The sequence below is a fragment of the Paenibacillus durus genome, from assembly GCF_000756615.1.
GTDB lineage: Bacteria > Bacillota > Bacilli > Paenibacillales > Paenibacillaceae > Paenibacillus_AQ > Paenibacillus_AQ durus.
Map to the genome: position 1 here is coordinate 2,118,124 of NZ_CP009288.1, position 16,084 is coordinate 2,134,207.

General features: G+C 47.5%; 18 protein-coding genes and 1 tRNA gene. 12 read left to right on the forward strand and 7 right to left on the reverse strand.

The annotated features are described in order from the left end of the window. Positions 1-5 precede the first annotated feature (5 nt). The 5 genes from polA to PDUR_RS09515 all read left to right on the forward strand — a co-directional run bounded on the left by polA (position 6) and on the right by PDUR_RS09515 (position 5,674). Positions 6-2,663: a DNA polymerase I gene (gene polA / locus PDUR_RS09495; RefSeq protein ID WP_042206064.1), complete on the forward strand. Its 2,658-nt coding sequence runs from the start codon at positions 6-8 to the stop codon at positions 2,661-2,663. Between the two features lie 53 nt (positions 2,664-2,716). Continuing rightward, a complete protein-coding gene (gene mutM / locus PDUR_RS09500; RefSeq protein ID WP_042206065.1) occupies positions 2,717-3,553 on the forward strand; it encodes a DNA-formamidopyrimidine glycosylase in 837 nt (278 codons plus the stop codon). 223 nt (positions 3,554-3,776) lie between these two features. Continuing rightward, on the forward strand, positions 3,777-4,502 hold the full coding sequence (locus tag PDUR_RS09505) for an MntP/YtaF family protein (protein ID WP_052410143.1): 726 nt from the start codon (positions 3,777-3,779) through the stop codon (positions 4,500-4,502). Positions 4,503-4,511: 9 nt separating this feature from the next. Continuing rightward, positions 4,512-5,111, forward strand: a complete 600-nt coding sequence (coaE, locus tag PDUR_RS09510) for a dephospho-CoA kinase (RefSeq protein WP_042206067.1) — start codon at positions 4,512-4,514, stop codon at positions 5,109-5,111. Continuing rightward, the gene (locus tag PDUR_RS09515; RefSeq protein WP_407944293.1) at positions 5,105-5,674 is read left to right on the forward strand and encodes a lytic transglycosylase domain-containing protein; all 570 of its coding nucleotides are present in this window, start codon (positions 5,105-5,107) and stop codon (positions 5,672-5,674) included. The genes coaE and PDUR_RS09515 overlap by 7 nt, the downstream gene beginning before the upstream one ends. A gap of 88 nt (positions 5,675-5,762) precedes the next feature. Here the strand turns inward: PDUR_RS09515 and PDUR_RS09520 are convergent, their stop codons facing one another. Next, the gene (locus tag PDUR_RS09520; protein WP_025334221.1) at positions 5,763-5,993 is read right to left on the reverse strand and encodes an alpha/beta-type small acid-soluble spore protein; all 231 of its coding nucleotides are present in this window, start codon (positions 5,991-5,993) and stop codon (positions 5,763-5,765) included. Between the two features lie 126 nt (positions 5,994-6,119). On the opposite strand from PDUR_RS09520, the gene nrdR reads away from it, so the two are divergent. Together nrdR and PDUR_RS09530 are read left to right on the forward strand one after the other, a co-directional pair. After that, positions 6,120-6,596: a transcriptional regulator NrdR gene (gene nrdR / locus PDUR_RS09525; protein ID WP_042206068.1), complete on the forward strand. Its 477-nt coding sequence runs from the start codon at positions 6,120-6,122 to the stop codon at positions 6,594-6,596. Between the two features lie 194 nt (positions 6,597-6,790). Further along, a tRNA-Ala gene (locus tag PDUR_RS09530) sits at positions 6,791-6,863 on the forward strand. 723 nt (positions 6,864-7,586) lie between these two features. Here the strand turns inward: PDUR_RS09530 and PDUR_RS09535 are convergent. The 3 genes from PDUR_RS09535 to PDUR_RS27890 form a co-directional block, all read right to left on the reverse strand. After that, the gene (locus PDUR_RS09535; RefSeq protein ID WP_052410144.1) at positions 7,587-8,015 is read right to left on the reverse strand and encodes a substrate-binding domain-containing protein; all 429 of its coding nucleotides are present in this window, start codon (positions 8,013-8,015) and stop codon (positions 7,587-7,589) included. A gap of 410 nt (positions 8,016-8,425) precedes the next feature. Further along, positions 8,426-9,217: an EFR1 family ferrodoxin gene (locus PDUR_RS09540; RefSeq protein WP_042206069.1), complete on the reverse strand. Its 792-nt coding sequence runs from the start codon at positions 9,215-9,217 to the stop codon at positions 8,426-8,428. A 33-nt stretch (positions 9,218-9,250) separates the two neighbouring features. Continuing rightward, positions 9,251-9,445: an FMN-binding protein gene (locus PDUR_RS27890; RefSeq protein WP_081949453.1), complete on the reverse strand. Its 195-nt coding sequence runs from the start codon at positions 9,443-9,445 to the stop codon at positions 9,251-9,253. A gap of 6 nt (positions 9,446-9,451) precedes the next feature. Here PDUR_RS27890 and PDUR_RS27895 point away from each other — a divergent pair, with 6 nt between their 5' ends. Beyond that, the gene (locus PDUR_RS27895; RefSeq protein ID WP_081949454.1) at positions 9,452-9,634 is read left to right on the forward strand and encodes a hypothetical protein; all 183 of its coding nucleotides are present in this window, start codon (positions 9,452-9,454) and stop codon (positions 9,632-9,634) included. A 7-nt stretch (positions 9,635-9,641) separates the two neighbouring features. On the opposite strand, the gene shc is transcribed toward PDUR_RS27895, so the two are convergent. Beyond that, positions 9,642-11,564, reverse strand: coding sequence for a squalene--hopene cyclase (gene shc, locus PDUR_RS09545; protein ID WP_042206071.1), 1,923 nt, complete (start codon positions 11,562-11,564; stop codon positions 9,642-9,644). Positions 11,565-11,736: 172 nt separating this feature from the next. Between shc and PDUR_RS09550 the strand changes: the two genes are divergently transcribed. From PDUR_RS09550 to PDUR_RS09560, 3 genes are all read left to right on the forward strand, one after another. Then, positions 11,737-12,153: a MarR family winged helix-turn-helix transcriptional regulator gene (locus PDUR_RS09550; protein ID WP_042206072.1), complete on the forward strand. Its 417-nt coding sequence runs from the start codon at positions 11,737-11,739 to the stop codon at positions 12,151-12,153. A 672-nt stretch (positions 12,154-12,825) separates the two neighbouring features. Then, positions 12,826-13,419 (forward strand): TetR/AcrR family transcriptional regulator, encoded by a 594-nt coding sequence (locus PDUR_RS09555; protein WP_042206073.1) that lies wholly within the window; start codon positions 12,826-12,828, stop codon positions 13,417-13,419. A 20-nt stretch (positions 13,420-13,439) separates the two neighbouring features. Next, positions 13,440-13,895: a DoxX family protein gene (locus tag PDUR_RS09560; RefSeq protein ID WP_042206074.1), complete on the forward strand. Its 456-nt coding sequence runs from the start codon at positions 13,440-13,442 to the stop codon at positions 13,893-13,895. A 170-nt stretch (positions 13,896-14,065) separates the two neighbouring features. Here PDUR_RS09560 and PDUR_RS09565 read toward each other — a convergent pair whose 3' ends face one another. After that, positions 14,066-14,989, reverse strand: a complete 924-nt coding sequence (locus PDUR_RS09565) for a medium chain dehydrogenase/reductase family protein (protein ID WP_081949455.1) — start codon at positions 14,987-14,989, stop codon at positions 14,066-14,068. Positions 14,990-15,128: 139 nt separating this feature from the next. Here PDUR_RS09565 and PDUR_RS09570 point away from each other — a divergent pair, with 139 nt between their 5' ends. Beyond that, positions 15,129-15,710, forward strand: coding sequence for a TetR/AcrR family transcriptional regulator (locus tag PDUR_RS09570; RefSeq protein ID WP_042206075.1), 582 nt, complete (start codon positions 15,129-15,131; stop codon positions 15,708-15,710). A gap of 128 nt (positions 15,711-15,838) precedes the next feature. Here the strand turns inward: PDUR_RS09570 and PDUR_RS09575 are convergent, their stop codons facing one another. Then, positions 15,839-16,015 carry a small acid-soluble spore protein H gene (locus PDUR_RS09575; protein WP_042206076.1) on the reverse strand — a complete coding sequence of 59 codons (177 nt, stop codon included), beginning with the start codon at positions 16,013-16,015 and terminating at the stop codon, positions 15,839-15,841. Positions 16,016-16,084: the final 69 nt, after the last annotated feature.

Sequence of the window (16,084 nt, forward strand, 5' to 3'; positions counted from 1 at the left end):
GCAAAATGGACAAGCTGATTCTTATAGATGGAAATAATGTCATTTACCGTGCATTCTTCGCCATGCCTCCCCTGACTAATACAGCAGGGCAGCAGACCAACGCCGTGTACGGCTTTACTACAATGCTGCTTCGGCTGATTGAGGAGCATAAACCGACGCATCTGATCGTCGCGTTCGACGCGGGGAAGGTCACCTTCCGGCACGAAGGTTACCAGGAGTACAAGGGGGGCCGTCAGAAGACGCCGCCCGAGTTGTCGGAGCAGTTCCCGCTCCTCAAAGGTCTGCTTAGCGACCTGGGCGTGCCGCAGTTTGAGATTGAGAACTATGAAGCGGATGATATTATCGGCAGTATCTCCCGGCAGGCGGACGAAGCGGGACGCCAGGTGATGATCGTATCGGGGGATAAGGACATGCTGCAGCTGGCGTCGGAGCATACGACCATTGCGCTGATTCGCAAGGGTGTCACCGATATCGAGCTGTATGGACCGAAGCAGATCCGTGATAAGTACGATTTGACGCCGCAGCAGATCATCGACCTCAAAGGGCTGATGGGCGATGCGAGCGACAATATTCCCGGCGTACCGGGTGTCGGCGAGAAGACTGCCCTCAAGCTGCTTGCCCAGTTCGGCTCCGTAGAGGGAGTGATCGCGGGAACAGGCGAGCTGAAGGGCAAGATGAAGGAGAAGCTGGAGGCGCATGCCGACGACGCCATTATGAGCAAAAAGCTGGCGACCATATACCGTGAGGTTCCGCTGACACATTCCTGGGAGGATTTGGCTTTCCATGGTCTCAAGAAAGACACAGCCGGACCTGCGCTGGCGAAGCTGGAATTCAAGTCACTGCTCGAGCGCCTTTCCTTGAGCGGGAGCGCCCCCGTGAACGAAGAGTCGTCCTCCAAAGCGGTGCAGCTTGACATCGTCATTGCTGGTGAGCCGGAGCTTGAAGAGCTTACGGCCGCGCTGACGGATGTGAAGGCGCTGCATGTGGAGACGAACGGCGAGAACCCGCACCGGGCCGAGGTAATCGGCCTGGCGCTATCGCTGCTGGAGCGGCATTATTTTGTGCCGTTCGAGCTGCTGAAGAGCGGCGCCGCGGCGGGCTTGCGCGATTGGCTGGCCGACGAGCATGCGCCGAAGAACGGCTACGACCTGCACCGCGCGGACTTGGCGCTGCACTGGCAGGGCATCCCCTTCGCCGGGGCGGCGCATGATGTGCAGCTCGCAGCATATCTGCTCGACCCGACCGAGGCCAACCAGAACCTCAGCGACCTTGTCGCCAAATACGGCCTGCCGCGCCTTGCGCCGGACGAAGAAGTATTTGGCAAGGGAGCCAAATACAAAGTGCCGGAGCTGGACATTCTGGGCGCGCATGTCGCCTCGAAGAGCGCGTCTGTGCTTGGCCTTGTACCGAAGCAGGAGCAGGATCTGACCGAAACAGCCATGTCCGGGCTGTTCCACGATCTGGAAATGCCGCTTTCGCGCATTTTGGCCGACATGGAGAAACAGGGGATTGCCGTCAATATGGACGGTCTCAAGGAGCTGGGCCGGGAATTTGAGAGCACGATCTCGGGCCTCGTTGAGCAAATCTATGAAATCGCGGGCACGGAATTCAATTTGAATTCGACGAAGCAGCTTGGTGAGATTTTATTCGATAAGCTTGGACTTCCTGTTATCAAGAAGACAAAGACCGGCTATTCCACCGATGCTGAGGTGCTGGAGAAGCTGGAGCCTTACCATGAAATCGTACAAAAGATTTTGCAGTACCGCACGCTCGCGAAGCTGCAGTCCACTTACGTGGAAGGGCTGCTGAAGGAAATTGCCCCGTCGACGGGCAAGGTGCACACCTTCTACCGTCAGACGATTGCGGCGACCGGACGGCTGAGCAGCCAGTTCCCGAACTTGCAGAACATCCCGATCCGGCTGGAGGAAGGCCGCAAAATCCGTAAAGTATTCGTGCCCTCCGAGCCAGGCTGGTCGATTCTGGCGGCCGACTATTCGCAGATTGAGCTGCGGGTGCTTGCGCATATTTCGGACGACGCAAGGCTGAAGGAAGCCTTTTTGCATGATATGGATATTCATACCAAGACGGCCATGGACGTATTCGGCGTTCCTGCCGAAGCGGTCGACGGCAACATGCGGCGCTCTGCCAAAGCGGTCAATTTCGGTATCGTATACGGTATCAGCGATTATGGCCTTTCCCAGAACCTGAATATTACGCGGAAGGAAGCCGGAAGGTTCATCGAGCAGTATTTCGAGGTGTTCCAGGGCGTACGCCGATATATGGACGAGATTGTCCGCGAAGCGCGCAAAGCGGGCTACGTCACTACGCTGCTGGAACGCCGACGTTATCTGCCGGAGATCAATGCGAGCAACTTTAATCTGCGTTCTTTTGCCGAGCGGACGGCGATGAATACACCGATTCAGGGAACCGCAGCCGATATTATCAAGCTGGCGATGATCCATATGGACCGGGCCCTGTTCGAGCGTAAGCTGAAGAGCCGCATGCTGCTTCAGGTGCATGACGAATTAGTGTTCGAGGTGCCGGAGGACGAGCTGGAAACGATGAAAAAGCTCGTGCCTGAAGTTATGGAAGGCGCGCTGAAGCTGTCGGTTCCGCTCAAGGCGGAGGTAAGTTATGGAAGTAACTGGTATGAAGCAAAATAAAAGCCCCCGCATGCCTTGCTTATCCGGTATAATGGAGTAGAGGTGAAGACATCATGCCGGAATTACCGGAAGTAGAGACCGTCAAGAGAACACTGAACACCTTGGTGCAAGGAAAAAAGATACAGAAAGTCACCGTCCGGCTGCCGCGTATTATCCGGCGTCCGGACGATATTCGAGTATTTGAAACTATGCTGGAAGGCCATACGATCGAGCGTGTGGAGCGCCGCGGCAAATTTTTGCGCTTTCTGCTGGACGGTCTGGTGCTTGTCTCCCATCTGCGGATGGAAGGCCGGTACGGATTGTATGCTGCGGAAGAGCCTTTAGATAAACATACACATGTGATTTTTCATTTTGAGGATGGGACTGAGCTGCGCTATACGGACGTAAGGCAGTTCGGCACCATGGATTTGTTCCTGCCTGGAGATGATCTCAGCCTTCCTCCGCTGAACAAGCTGGGACTGGAACCGCTGGACCCGGAATTTACACCCGAAGCGTTTAAGGATCTGGTAGCCGGGAAAAATACAAAAATCAAGCCTCTGCTGCTCAATCAGGCATATGTGGTCGGCATCGGCAATATTTATGTGGATGAGTCCCTGCATCGGGCCGGTATTCATCCGGAGACGGCTGCCAAATCACTGACTGCAGAGCAACTGAACCGGCTGCATCAGGCGATTGTCGCCACGCTGACGGAAGCGGTAAATGCCGGCGGCTCATCCGTCAAATCTTATGTGAACGGCCAGGGAGTGAGCGGAAGCTATCAGCACAAGCTGCTGATCTACGGCCGCAAAGATCAAGCCTGTTATTCCTGCGGGTCCGTGGTTGAGAAGAGCGTAGTCGGCGGACGCGGGACGCATTTTTGTCCAAGCTGCCAGCCGCTGCTTTTAATGTGAAGACCTCTGCTTAGGATGAAGATTTTGTAGGCAAAAGCCGTATTTTGCGGGGGAGTTTTTCGCTGAATTCCTCCGGTTTTCTTCGCGTTTTACATTCTTTCATAAAGGTTGACACCCATAGCCCATACCGCCCATATACTGTGTGAAGAATGCTACATTTGTGACTCGACGACTTCCGTCTTTATGCATCGGAGGTTTCGGTTCTTCACGGGAGGGATTGCGGGTGATCAGCCCCATTTTTTCACTGCTGCTGTTGGCATTTGCTCTGAGTCTGGACGGTTTCGGTGTCGGCATTACATACGGATTGCGCAAATTGAAAATACCTCTGCCCTCCGTACTCATTATCTCGCTCTGTTCCGGAGTTGTGATGTGCGTCTCGATGCAGGTTGGCGTGCTGCTGTCCAAAGTCGTCTCGCCACATATCGCTTCCCTGATCGGGGCGGTGATTATCCTTATCATGGGCTGCTGGTCGCTGGTACAGCTGGTAGTGCAAAGGGATGATGAGAGAACGGAAGGGGAAACTGGCGGGATGCCGGGAAACGCGGAAAATCAAAGCCCGGATGGCCTGGCAGTAACGGATAAAACTCGGGAGGAAGATCCGGAGAAATCTGCGGTGTTTTCCCTGGAGCTGCGGCGGCTCGGGATTGTTGTTCAAATCCTTCGCACTCCGTCCTCGGCTGACATGGATAAATCGGGCAGCATTTCCCCGGTAGAGGCGCTTGTGCTGGGCGTCGCCCTATCGCTGGACGCTTTCGGAACAGGCCTTGGAGCTGCGCTCCTTGGATTTAATCCGCTTTGGACGTCGCTCGTTATCGCCCTGTTCAGCGGCAGTATATTGCTTCTGGGGCTCCATACAGGGCTGCGTTTTGCCGGAACCTCCTGGATGAAGCACGCTTCGGTGCTGCCAGCGCTGCTCTTGATTGCAATAGGAATATTGAAGCTGTTATGAGGTGAAAACATGATTATGGGCTTAACCGGGGGAATTGCCTCCGGAAAAAGCACCGTGTCCGCCCTTCTCATCAAGAAGGGGGCAAGGCTCATTGACGCCGATGCCATTGCCCGGGAGATCATGCTCCCCGGACACGAAGTGCTGGCCGCCGTTACCGAATATTTTGGCGAGGGGATACTTCTTCCTGACGGGACGTTGAACCGCACGAAATTAGGAGACATCGTCTTTCACGATCCTGAAGCCCTGAAGGCTCTGAATGGACTGACCCATCCGGTAATCCGAAGGGAAACTAGGGAGCGGATGCAGGCAATGGAACGGGAAACGCCTGAGCGATTGATCATCGTTGATATCCCGCTGCTCTTCGAGTCGGGGCTGGATGATATGTTTGAACGGATCTTGGTTGTTTATGCTCCGCGAGAGGTACAGCTTGAGCGTCTGAAGAGACGGAACGGGTTAACGCAGGATCAGGCTGAGGCCCGGCTGAACTCGCAAATGGATATTGAGCTCAAGCGCTCCAAAGCCGACTACATCATTGATAACAGCGGGGATCTTGCCGATACCGAGCGGCAGATCGCCGTTTTGTGGGACAGGCTGGGTCTTCCATGCTGAAATGGCTCCTGAAAAAAAGAGTGCTGCTGCTGTTATTTCTCGGCTTTACCGCCATATTGTTTCTCAGCACGAACTGGATGTCCTGGTTTTATCCGATTTATTTTAAGGAAGAAATTCGCAAGCACAGCTCCACGTATCAGGTCGACCCCTATCTTGTGGCGGCAATCATCCGGGTGGAGACCAATTTCAAGACCGGACGCGAGTCGAAAAAAGGAGCACTCGGACTTATGCAGCTGATGCCCGATACAGCTAAGTGGGCGCTTGAACAGGCCAAGCTCCCTGATGTATCGATGAGCCGTCTCAAGAACGAGCCTTCAGCCAACATTGAGCTGGGCGCCTGGTATTTACATTCCTTATCCGGGCAGTTCGACGGCAACCGTACAGCGGTCATTGCGGCCTATAATGCCGGACCCGGAACGGTTCAGCGCTGGCTCGCGGATGGTTCATGGAACGGAAGCCAAGAGGATATCAAAAATATTCCGTTTGGCGAGACCCGCCACTATGTACAGCGTGTCATTTATTACTACAATCAATATACGGAGATCTACGGGGGCGTGTTTTAGCTGTACATTAAGCGATGCCATGAGAAAAGAAGTGCCGACCGGCCGTCTGGACCGTTTGGCACTTCTTCGGCAAGCTTATGTTGGCAGATTATTGGAATTGACCTGCCAGTTGTTGTTCAGCCAGGGTTACCAGACGTTTCGTAATGTAACCCCCGATCGAACCGTTCTCATAAGAAGTTTTATTGCCTTGATATCCATCCGGAGAAAGAGTGATACCAAGTTCTTGGGCAACTTCATATTTCAGTTGCTCCAAAGCCGCATTCGCTCTTGGTACGACAAGGTTATTGGTGCTGGATTGACCATTGCTTGCTTGTGCCATTTCTGTTCACCTCCTATCGGTTGGTAACTGTATTATGCGCCGGACTTGCCGCATTCATTACTTATTATCAAAGGTGTTTTCTGGAAAAGGAATACCCATAATCTTAGCAAAGGAAGTGATCGGATCATGAAATGCCCATACTGCGACCATACTAACACTAAAGTGCTTGACTCCCGTCCGGCCAATGAAAATAAATCGATCCGCCGCAGGCGGGAGTGCGAGAGGTGCAGCCGGCGCTTCACCACCTTCGAGATGGTGGAAGAAACCCCTCTGATCGTTATCAAGAAAGACGGAAGCCGTGAAGAGTTCAGCCGGGACAAAATACTTCGGGGCCTGATCCGCGCCTGCGAGAAACGACCCGTATCCGTCGAGCGGCTCGAGATGATCGTCTCCGAGGTTGAGAAATCGCTGCGCGGCATCGCGGTAGCCGAGGTCGAGAGCCAGCAGATCGGCGAACTCGTGATGGAACAGCTCTATCCGGTGGATGAAGTCGCTTACGTCCGCTTCGCGTCCGTGTACCGCCAGTTCAAGGACATCAATATGTTCATGAAGGAACTGAAGGCGCTCTTGTCCAAAAATCCGGCGGAGACGGAAGGACTGTAAGCCCAGGCTTAACAGTCCTTTTCGTCTATCGCATATTCCTATTGATACGGTAATCTTATTTGGTCTCCAACAATTTTCAAAAAAACTGTTGACATGGGTCTCGTAATTTTATATGATATAGAAGTCGGCTGCGGGACAACATGATGCGGAACATCAAGAAGAAGCCGATTTATACATATCGGATATATTAACATGGGGCCTTAGCTCAGCTGGGAGAGCGCATCGCTGGCAGCGATGAGGTCAGGGGTTCGATCCCCCTAGGCTCCATAAAGATGAAGAGTCTCACTCCAAGGAGTGGGGCTCTTCTTCATCTACATGGTTTTGGGGTCCGAACCCGAAGGGTTCGCCCGGGCGCAGGAATCGCCAGCGTACGAGTACGGTTGTCTCATTCCACCATAGCGATCTGCTTCGTCGAGTTCACATCATCCATTTATACGTATATATTGACAAAGATTCCAGCTTATAATACTATAATTATAGTTTATAAAACTTATAAAAATACTAGGTATAAATATATTTTTAGAGAATATAATGCTGAAGATTATCTAAAACTTTATAAAAAAGTTGACCAGAATACTGGAGGCAAAGCATTACTATCTATTGTGGATAGGGCTTTGCCTCTTTAATTTTAAATAATGGAACTAGAATAGGGAAGGAGTTTTTATTGTGAACTTTAATAAAATAAAAACGATGATATTTGAATCAAGACGGCTACTAGGTGTAGCAGTGTTTTTGCTGATTTGGGAAATATCACCTCGGTTGGGATGGGTGGATCAATCTTTTCTTCCCCCATTTTCTAAGGTGATAACAACCCTTATTTCACTTATTTTATCCGGAGAGCTTGAGAAACATATCCTGATCAGTCTGCAGCGCTCATTGTTAGGTTTTGGGTTGGGACTGCTGATAGCGATTCCGTTAGGATTGATTATTGGCTGGTTTAAAGGATTCGAATTTTATATGGACCCTTTATTGCAAACTTTCAGGCAGACTTCAACCATCAAGCCAGGTCATATGCAGTTTATTATTTTCTGGGCTGTCAACCATACTGTGCAGTACAATTTTTATTTTTGCGCCTGCTTTACGGGCGACGGCGATATTGGTCGGATGCCCGGAGCCAAACAGATCATTATCTCCTTTAATAACGGATTGGGCTAGATTTGAGCCTTGGGCCAGAACTCCGGTATATACCGGTTTGATATTCACTTCTTTGAAAAAGCCTTTCAAGTCAGCAATGATAAATTCGTTGAATCCGGTAAAAGTCGGTGTTTTGAGCTCGAATTCCTTTGTTAATTTTCCATTCACAAATTTCGGTTCTTCGCTGTCTTTCGATGGGGAAGATGTTGAATTCCCACAGCCCGCAAGAAAGAGAGTTAATAATACGATGGTAAGTGTAAGCAGTAAGCCGATTGTTTTTTTCATTTCATTACGCTCCTTTATAAAAAAATAATTTAAAAGAAAGAGGCTGGATATATAAATATCCAGCCTCTAGCTTTCTAGTTAGCCAATTTAATTCCTACTAAACATATGTAATTTATGAGTACCGTTAAAAAATATAACATTCAGGTATTTTTTTGTCAATTACTAGATTAAAATATTATAATGATGGAGTGAACTAACGATAGTGGACTTCAAAATTTTTTATCGAATATATTGGGGTTAAAAGAGTCGTGAAGTGGCGACGTCGTTATCAGGTGTATGAGAAATTTATGTTGGGGTCCCTCACTTTTGGCGAACAAAGGAGTAAGGGACATCACCATCCCGTTCAACGTGAAAACCATAAAGACAGACGGTCCGATAAACGACCGGAAATGGGTATGGTTGAGCTCAATTTACTTCATAGAAATTTCATGAATGCTAATTTGGGGGTGGGTATATCTCCCTTTTTTCTCGGTGCCGTTTCCGTATTGAATGGCTTTGGATGGACAATAGTGGATACACGCCAAGCATTGGGCACAACGTTTCCCCCACTGCGGCTTTTTATTCACGAGATGAATCGTATTGCAATTACAAACCTTTTCACAAATACCACAGCCGGTACAATGATCATTGACATAAAATTTTGCGGTATTCATCGCATTTTTATTAAACATTGGATTAACAACCCCGGTTAACAGCCATGAAAAAAAGCCTTTGTCTAATCCAAATTCTCCTGATGTTCTTTGTTCAATGGTAGGATTGATTCTTTTCAAAGTTTCTTCGGCCGCCAATCGCTTTTCTTTTTCCACTTTTTCTGAATCCACATCACCCATTAAAATATAGTTGTTTGGCATTTTAATGCTAAATCGACCGTTTAAATGCATCCCTTTTTTCTTCAAGCGACCGTCCATTATTTTCATCGTATTTCCGATGTTTCCTCCACAAGTCGCAACCGAAAAGATGTAGTTGTCGCGGTATTGATTCAGCTTAAGCTTTCCTATAAATTCAAGCACCAATTTGGGAGGCCCCCATGCATAGATTGGGAATACAAAGCCAATCCTTTCATTGTCCTTCAGGCTGTATTCAAACCATTCATTTCCGGTGTTAACAGCCGCGGATATGGAAACTAATTCTTCATTATTGTGCAGAGCAATACTTTTAGCGGTATAAAGGGAGTTACCTGTTCCGGAAAAATAAAAAATCATACCTATCATCCTCTCTAATCCATAGGTCTATTACTATTTTTGCGCTTTGAGCAATGCGTCTTCTACTGCTTTAAGATACGCTTTAGAGGTAATGGTAGCACCGCTAATCGTGTCCACCTGTAAAGACTGTGACTGAATTACTTTATCATACAACTCATTCGTGAATTCAGAAGGTCTGCCTTCTGTATTCTTTAACAATGCAATTTGTGTGACTTTGCCTGAAGACACGGTAACTTGAACTTCATTGGCGGAGCAATTGACTCATCTTTGGGCGGTTGGTCTTATGCCCATGGCGGTTGGCGTTTCACATCTCTAATCGGTATTGTGATGCCGCTTTTAGCTTTACTTTATTTTCTTACTGAAAAAAGAACCTGGGCAAAGGACATTGAAACCCTTGCAGATGGTTTGGGGCAGTGAAACTAATTCAAGGCGTGTAACGGAGTTGAATTTCCAATCTCCCGGGTTCGTACTTCTTTCTATAGTGACTTAGCGTAAGGAGCGGCCAGATGTACCGGTAGCTGTGATAGTGAGAATAATAGCTGCCGGGGAGTCCGGCTCCTGTTGGATAAGTGGTCATCCACTTGTCTTCTTGTAATGAAGCGATAAGTCTATAGATTCCTTTATTTATTTCGGCTGTTGGCTGTGGGTGGACAGCGATGAGTGCGTCTAAGGCCCATGCGGTTTGAGAAGGTGTGCTGTCTCCCAAAGGCACATAGCGCAGCAGCCGGTCGCTACTACAGGATTCTCCCCATCCTCCGTCAGCGTTTTGAATACTTAATAGCCATTTGGCTCCTTTTTGTAAAGCTTCATGGTTGGAGGAAATGCCAGTAGCCCTTAAGCCTGTTAACGCAGCCCACGTGCCATAGATGTAACAGATTCCCCATCTTCCATACCACGAGCCGTCCTTCTCCTGATGCTTAATCAGCCATTGGGTGCCGCGTTGGATAAATTTGTACCGGTTGTCTAGCCCGGCAAAATTCCCAAGATACTCCAAGGTTCGCCCTGTCAGGTCCGCCTCCGAGGGATCTATAGCAGCAGATTTAGCGCCATCTATGGCGAGCCAAGTGAGTATTTCTTTGTTGGTGTTTTTCTCGAATGCCGGCCAGCCTCCGTCTTCATTTTGCATGGACAGGACCCAATTAAGACCGCGGTTCCATGATTCCCGGCAGGATGGATCAGTACGGGATAAGCTTTTGATTGCTCGTAAAGCTGCAGTTGTATCATCCACATCCGGATTGATGGTATTCGTTTCTGAAAATCCCCATCCCCCGGGAGGGATATCGGGATTATGAATTGTCCAATCTGCTGTTTTGTGATGCTGTCTGGAGAGCAGATACACAGCAGCCCGCCGGATCGCTATATGATCATCAGGGACCCCGGATTCCTGCATGGCGTAAGCTACCAGAGCTGTATCCCATACGGTAGAAGGCGAATTTTGAATTGTAGTTTTGCCGTCAAAGCTCCAGTGCATAGCTTTAATGCCTTGAGTCGCATCAGTGATGAGAGGATGATGCTTATCATACCCGAGGGCAAGCAGGGAGAAGATCATCAGAATGGTGCTGCTGGCATAGCTGTATAAGGTTCCATCCGATTCAATCCGCTGCAAAATGAACTGTTCAGCCTTTTTAACGGCAGCGTCATGGATAGAGCGGGGAGAGCCGATAAATCTGTTCAGTCCGGATCGTATGCTGTCCAGAGCCTCTTGGTGTTCCCGGGAATGCTGTTCGCCGGTGTTGATCCGATTCACATGAAGATCGTGCAGTTCAGGAGTTTGAGCGGTCTTCATAGAGAAATGGCGATCGGCCATGATCAGCATGGGGGCAAGATGGACTCGTGCATAACCTGAAAACTCAAAAATGTTGATTGGAACAGATGGAGGGAGGAGCATTACCTCAAGCGGAATGGACGAGATGGAGGCAGGCCATTTAATTTGTCCGGTAGCGGCGAGGATTGCCTTTGTTAAGGTGCTGGTAACTTTTCTAAGACCACCCTTGGATTGAATAAAATGTTTGGCTCGCTGAATAGGTTCGTCCGTTAGTTGGCTGTATCCGGAATAGAGCAGGGCGTAGTAGGCTTCAATCGAAGCGGATAAGTTTCCTTCTTCTTCATCGGAATACAATTTCCAACAGCCTTCGGGCTGCTGCCCGGCGAGAATGCGATCATGCAGTTGCCGAATAAGGGCTTCGCTCTGAATGTTCAACGTTCGAAAGAGAATGATTACGTATGCATCTATGGCCGTCCCATTCTCAAAACAAAAATGCCAAGCCCCGTCTGGATGCTGCTGCCGGATAAGGGTTGATGTCAGGTGATCGATTGCCTCATCTATTTTGCTTAAAATGCTGCCCATTCACGTGGTACCTCCCAAATCATTTTTACCATTATATGCTTGGCGGCAAAAGGTAATTGCGATTTTTAACGATAGTAAGAGGAACGCAGAGAACAAACAATCTGCAAGGAGGATTGACAATAAAATTATAATTTCTATATATTTTAAGTACTAAACTAAATGGAGTGTTGTCATGAGCATCAAAGACAGGGAAGAAGCCGTTCACAATGTTATGAATCAAATGGCTGCTGTTCAACAAAATTCGCAAGCTTTCATTGAACGGATTATTAAGCCAGGTTCGCTGACCCAAAACCAGATTATGCTGCTTATGCAGCTTCGTCTTTCGGGAAGCCTAACGATTACCGATGTAGCCGAATGGTTTGCCGTTACGCCCGGAGCTGCTTCTTCGATGTGTGACAAGCTGGAAGATCTCGGTCTTCTGCAAAGAATGCGGACGAGGGAGGATCGCCGGGTCGTTACGATCGTGCTTACGGAACAAGGCGGGCAACGGATCCTTGATCTGTTCAACGATTTCGAGGCTTCGGAACTTATGAAAATCTCCGAGACACTGGAAAAAATAAATCACCTGATGGCAGAAATCGCGCATTAAATGCACCGCTAATATTGGAATACAAATGAAAGTACTGCACACCAAACTCACGGGTGTCAGTACTTTTTTGTTGAGGAAACTAATTTATTTTATTGAATATAATTTATAGTTGTTATATATTTTAATTATTAAAATAAATTGGCGTGAAAGGAGAGCGGTTCGAATGTCCAAAATGCCGTACTGCTCGAAAAATAGGAGGGAGCTCGTTGAAATACATCTATAAAGGGCTGATCGGATTATTTTGTATCCCTATTCTTAGCGTGTGGTTTGCAGGAAGTCTGATTTGCTCTGTGACTGCTGTCATTGTAGGGGTTCTTCGTTCCTTTGGAATTAGGGGAATCGGCATGACCATCTATCCTGGGTTTTCTGTGCCGGAATCTCTCAGCCTGCCTTTTGGGTTGTGCCTGGCTGCTGTGTTGATGATTTCATTCCTTTATACCAGGCGCTTCCTTCGGAGATGTCTCCTTTACTTACGAACACCATAACGATTTCTATTGAGATAAAACATCTACGCAGCCTGGTAAGGGTTGCGTTTTTTAGCGATTCAGACAGTATCACCGATCCCTACGGAATCACCTTCGAAAATAATGATATTTACAAACCGATGGTCGGTTTATATAATGAGGTTATTAGCAGCAATAAATTTTGTTAAACGATTATGGAGGAATCACTTTGAAACAAGAGGAACGCCGAGAACAAACAATAGGGCAGCTGCTTAATGCAACTAAGGAGCTATTGCGGGATAGAGGCTGCCACGGTATCACAATGAAAGACATCATGGAAAAATCAGAGTTATCTAAGGGGGCTATCTTCCATTATGTGAAAAGTAAAGACGAAATTTTTGCCTGGGTGCTGCAAGAACGGCTTGAAGAAATCAACAAATATTTCATGAACGAAGTGATACAAGCCCCGACAACCTTTGATGGACCGATGCAAGTAATCTCGCGTAATCTTGAGGCATTGGAAGATGCAAATGATGTGACGAACAAGGTTCTGATGTACTTGCTAGGTAAGGAAGATGAACCTGCTGTCGCGGAAGTGCTGAAGAATTATTATGAGCGGTCTGTATATTTATCTAAGGAATGGATTGTGAGCGGCCAGCGGCACGGGGTTATTCTGGAATCGGTTGATCCGGACAAGACGGCGGAAATGTTCGTCCTGCTATCTCTGGGTCTGCGCGTCCGTTCTTCTTTTCCCATTAAGAACACTTCTGCAACTGCTCAGGATCTATCAGCATACATGGTCAGCATTTTGAAAGACCAATAATGTAATACGGGGGGATTGATATGGCACCATTTATTGCGCTTGTTGCCTCTTTTTTATTGTTCCGGTTGATTGGGTTGTTAGGACTGTCTTTTTTCGATAATTGGCACACATCACTGCAAGGGGCGGTGGCTATCATGTTTCTGCTCACTGCTTCAGCTCACTGGGGGAAAAGGCGGTCTGACCTGATTCGGATGGTTCCTACTGTTTTCCCAAGGAGGGAATGGATCGTGACGGCAACGGGACTCCTGGAAATAGCCGGGGCTATCGGAATTATGCTCCCCCGTACTTCCCTAGCTGCTTCGATTGGCTTGACGCTTCTACTGATAGCGATGTTCCCTGCAAATGTATATGCGGCTCGAAACAAATTGACGATTGGCGGCAAGCCTGTACCCAAGCTGCTTGTCCGGACTTTACTGCAGATCCTGTTTATCGCAGCAGTCCTGTTGGCCTCCCCGATCTCATCAAGCCTTCAATAGCACCAATAGGGATTTTATTTTCGATCTATACTGCCGTGTTTGAAAAATAAAGCCGTCCGGAACATGATTTTCATATTCTGGACGGCCGCTTTGTGTTTATGTAATGACGGATTTGCTAAGGGTTCATCGTTAAGAGGATTTTTCCTGTTACAGTCCCGTTCTCCAACATTTCATGTGCGGCTTGAGCATAGGGGGAAGATTTGGTTTATAATTGGTTGAAAAGTTCGATTACGAAGCAGTTCAAATAACGTATTCAGATCTTCTTTAAACCAATGAGGTTTTGTTTTTTTAGATAAAATTAGAAAATAGAGCGAGGCTCTCCTGCCATCGGGTATAAATTTCCGAGACATGATTGTCATTATAGTATGCAAAAGATGCCCAGAGCCATAACCGATTACACGGCCTTCCTTTCGCAAAATTTGATATGATTTTTTGAAGTTTATACCGCCCATACAGTCAAAAACAACATCCATTCCGTCAGGGTGATATTTTTTTATCTCGCGAACAAAATCTGTATTTTTGTAGTCGATAGGTGTGGCGCCTAAACTTAATACATAAGCATGCTTGGCTTGCGAGGCAGTACCGAACATTTCAACATCAGCTATCCTGCCTAATTGGAGAAGCGCAGTACCAATCCCTCCTGAGGCGCCATGGATGAGAACTTTCTCTCCTTTCTGTACATGGGCATACCGGTGAAGCAGCTGATACGCCATCAAATAGTTGAGCACAAGAGATGCCGCTTCTTTCGGATCAATCCCATCGGGGATCGGGATAAGCTCCTTCTGATGCAGACAAATATGTTCGGTATATCCTCCAAAGAAGGGGAGTGCAGCAACAAGTTGTCCGACTTTTACCGTGGTGACATTCGGCCCTACTTCTGTTACGATGCCAACAATTTCAGTGCCGGGTGTAAGCGGAGGCTTTTGAAACGGGGCTTCTCCTTTCCGAAGGATAATATCTCCGAACGCGACTCCCGTCACTAAGCTCCTGATAAGGACTTCATTTTTTTTCGGCTTGGGCATCGGTTCTTCGATCAGTTCCAATACTTCAGGTCCTCCAAATCGGCTAACCACAATCCGTTTGTTTGTTTCCATACCCTTCTAGCCCCTCTCGATTTATGTAGTAAAAATATTGTTTTACTCCATAAATTGATTTTATATTCTATGCGATTGAAAATCAATAGTTATACAGTATAATGATGTATATACTCCATAACTAAAGAAGAGGGTTACGATGAACGGTTTTGAAAAAAGACGTCAACAAAAAAGAGATTCTATATTAAACGCCGCGCTAGAATTGTTTAAACAATACGGATATCACAAGGTCAGCATCGCTGAGATAGCGAAAGCGGCTTCCGTTGCGGAGTCCTCGATCTATAACTTTTTCAGCAATAAAGAAAATCTGAAGCTGGAATTGATGAGGAAGCTGATGTATGAAGATTGTACGAGGACGATGAATATTTCTTCGAGTCACGATCCTGTCCAACTTAAGCTTGAAAAATTGCTGATGTCCAAAATTACTTTATTCAAAAACTTTTCCGTGCATTTTCCACTGGAATCATCTGGAATGGGGATTATTACCGAAGAACTTTCAGAGGATGAAAATTATCATAATGCAATTCTTAACCTTATTGAGGATGGAAAAAGAGAGGGCGTGTTCATCGAGTCGATTACAACAAATGCAATGGCCGCTTACTTCGACATTATCCGGTATTATTTTATTCACAATCCTGATTCCACCGCAATATTTGACAACAATCCGGAGTTTGCCAGGGAGATGTATTCTTTATTCTTGAATGCATTGTTGAAGAGATAGGTCAACAATTTTCTAAATGATGAGGTCAGGGATCGATTTCCTAAGGCTCTACTCGAAAAAGAAGCCGCTGGGCACATAATGTCCAAAGCGACTTCTTATAGCAGGAAGTTAAATCCATTTGATATTTATTATTCGATCAGGCTCCTAACGGGGACCGTTTGCTCGTTCTCCGGCCGATCCAATGGATAGATTCTGGCCATACCGGTGTTTTCATCCACATGCTGGATATAGATAGGAGTTCCTTCGTAGGTTACATGTTCCATGATCGGCGAAGCTGCGATCTCTTGAGCTCTTTGTGTATTCATTTTCTTACCCTCCTCCAGTTTTCAGATAACAACGATTAGTGTCCCGCTGAATGAAGGGATTATGCATAA

Coding starts and splice junctions, on each gene's coding strand:
- polA (WP_042206064.1), top strand. CDS start 6: ATGGACAAGCTGATTCTTATAGATGGAAATAATGTCATTTACCGTGCA.
- mutM (WP_042206065.1), top strand. CDS start 2,717: ATGCCGGAATTACCGGAAGTAGAGACCGTCAAGAGAACACTGAACACC.
- coaE (WP_042206067.1), top strand. CDS start 4,512: ATGATTATGGGCTTAACCGGGGGAATTGCCTCCGGAAAAAGCACCGTG.
- PDUR_RS09515 (WP_407944293.1), top strand. CDS start 5,105: ATGCTGAAATGGCTCCTGAAAAAAAGAGTGCTGCTGCTGTTATTTCTC.
- PDUR_RS09520 (WP_025334221.1), bottom strand. CDS start 5,993: ATGGCACAAGCAAGCAATGGTCAATCCAGCACCAATAACCTTGTCGTA.
- nrdR (WP_042206068.1), top strand. CDS start 6,120: ATGAAATGCCCATACTGCGACCATACTAACACTAAAGTGCTTGACTCC.
- PDUR_RS09535 (WP_052410144.1), bottom strand. CDS start 8,015: ATGAAAAAAACAATCGGCTTACTGCTTACACTTACCATCGTATTATTA.
- PDUR_RS09540 (WP_042206069.1), bottom strand. CDS start 9,217: ATGATTTTTTATTTTTCCGGAACAGGTAACTCCCTTTATACCGCTAAA.
- shc (WP_042206071.1), bottom strand. CDS start 11,564: ATGGGCAGCATTTTAAGCAAAATAGATGAGGCAATCGATCACCTGACA.
- PDUR_RS09550 (WP_042206072.1), top strand. CDS start 11,737: ATGAGCATCAAAGACAGGGAAGAAGCCGTTCACAATGTTATGAATCAA.
- PDUR_RS09560 (WP_042206074.1), top strand. CDS start 13,440: ATGGCACCATTTATTGCGCTTGTTGCCTCTTTTTTATTGTTCCGGTTG.
- PDUR_RS09565 (WP_081949455.1), bottom strand. CDS start 14,989: ATGGAAACAAACAAACGGATTGTGGTTAGCCGATTTGGAGGACCTGAA.
- PDUR_RS09570 (WP_042206075.1), top strand. CDS start 15,129: ATGAACGGTTTTGAAAAAAGACGTCAACAAAAAAGAGATTCTATATTA.
- PDUR_RS09575 (WP_042206076.1), bottom strand. CDS start 16,015: ATGAATACACAAAGAGCTCAAGAGATCGCAGCTTCGCCGATCATGGAA.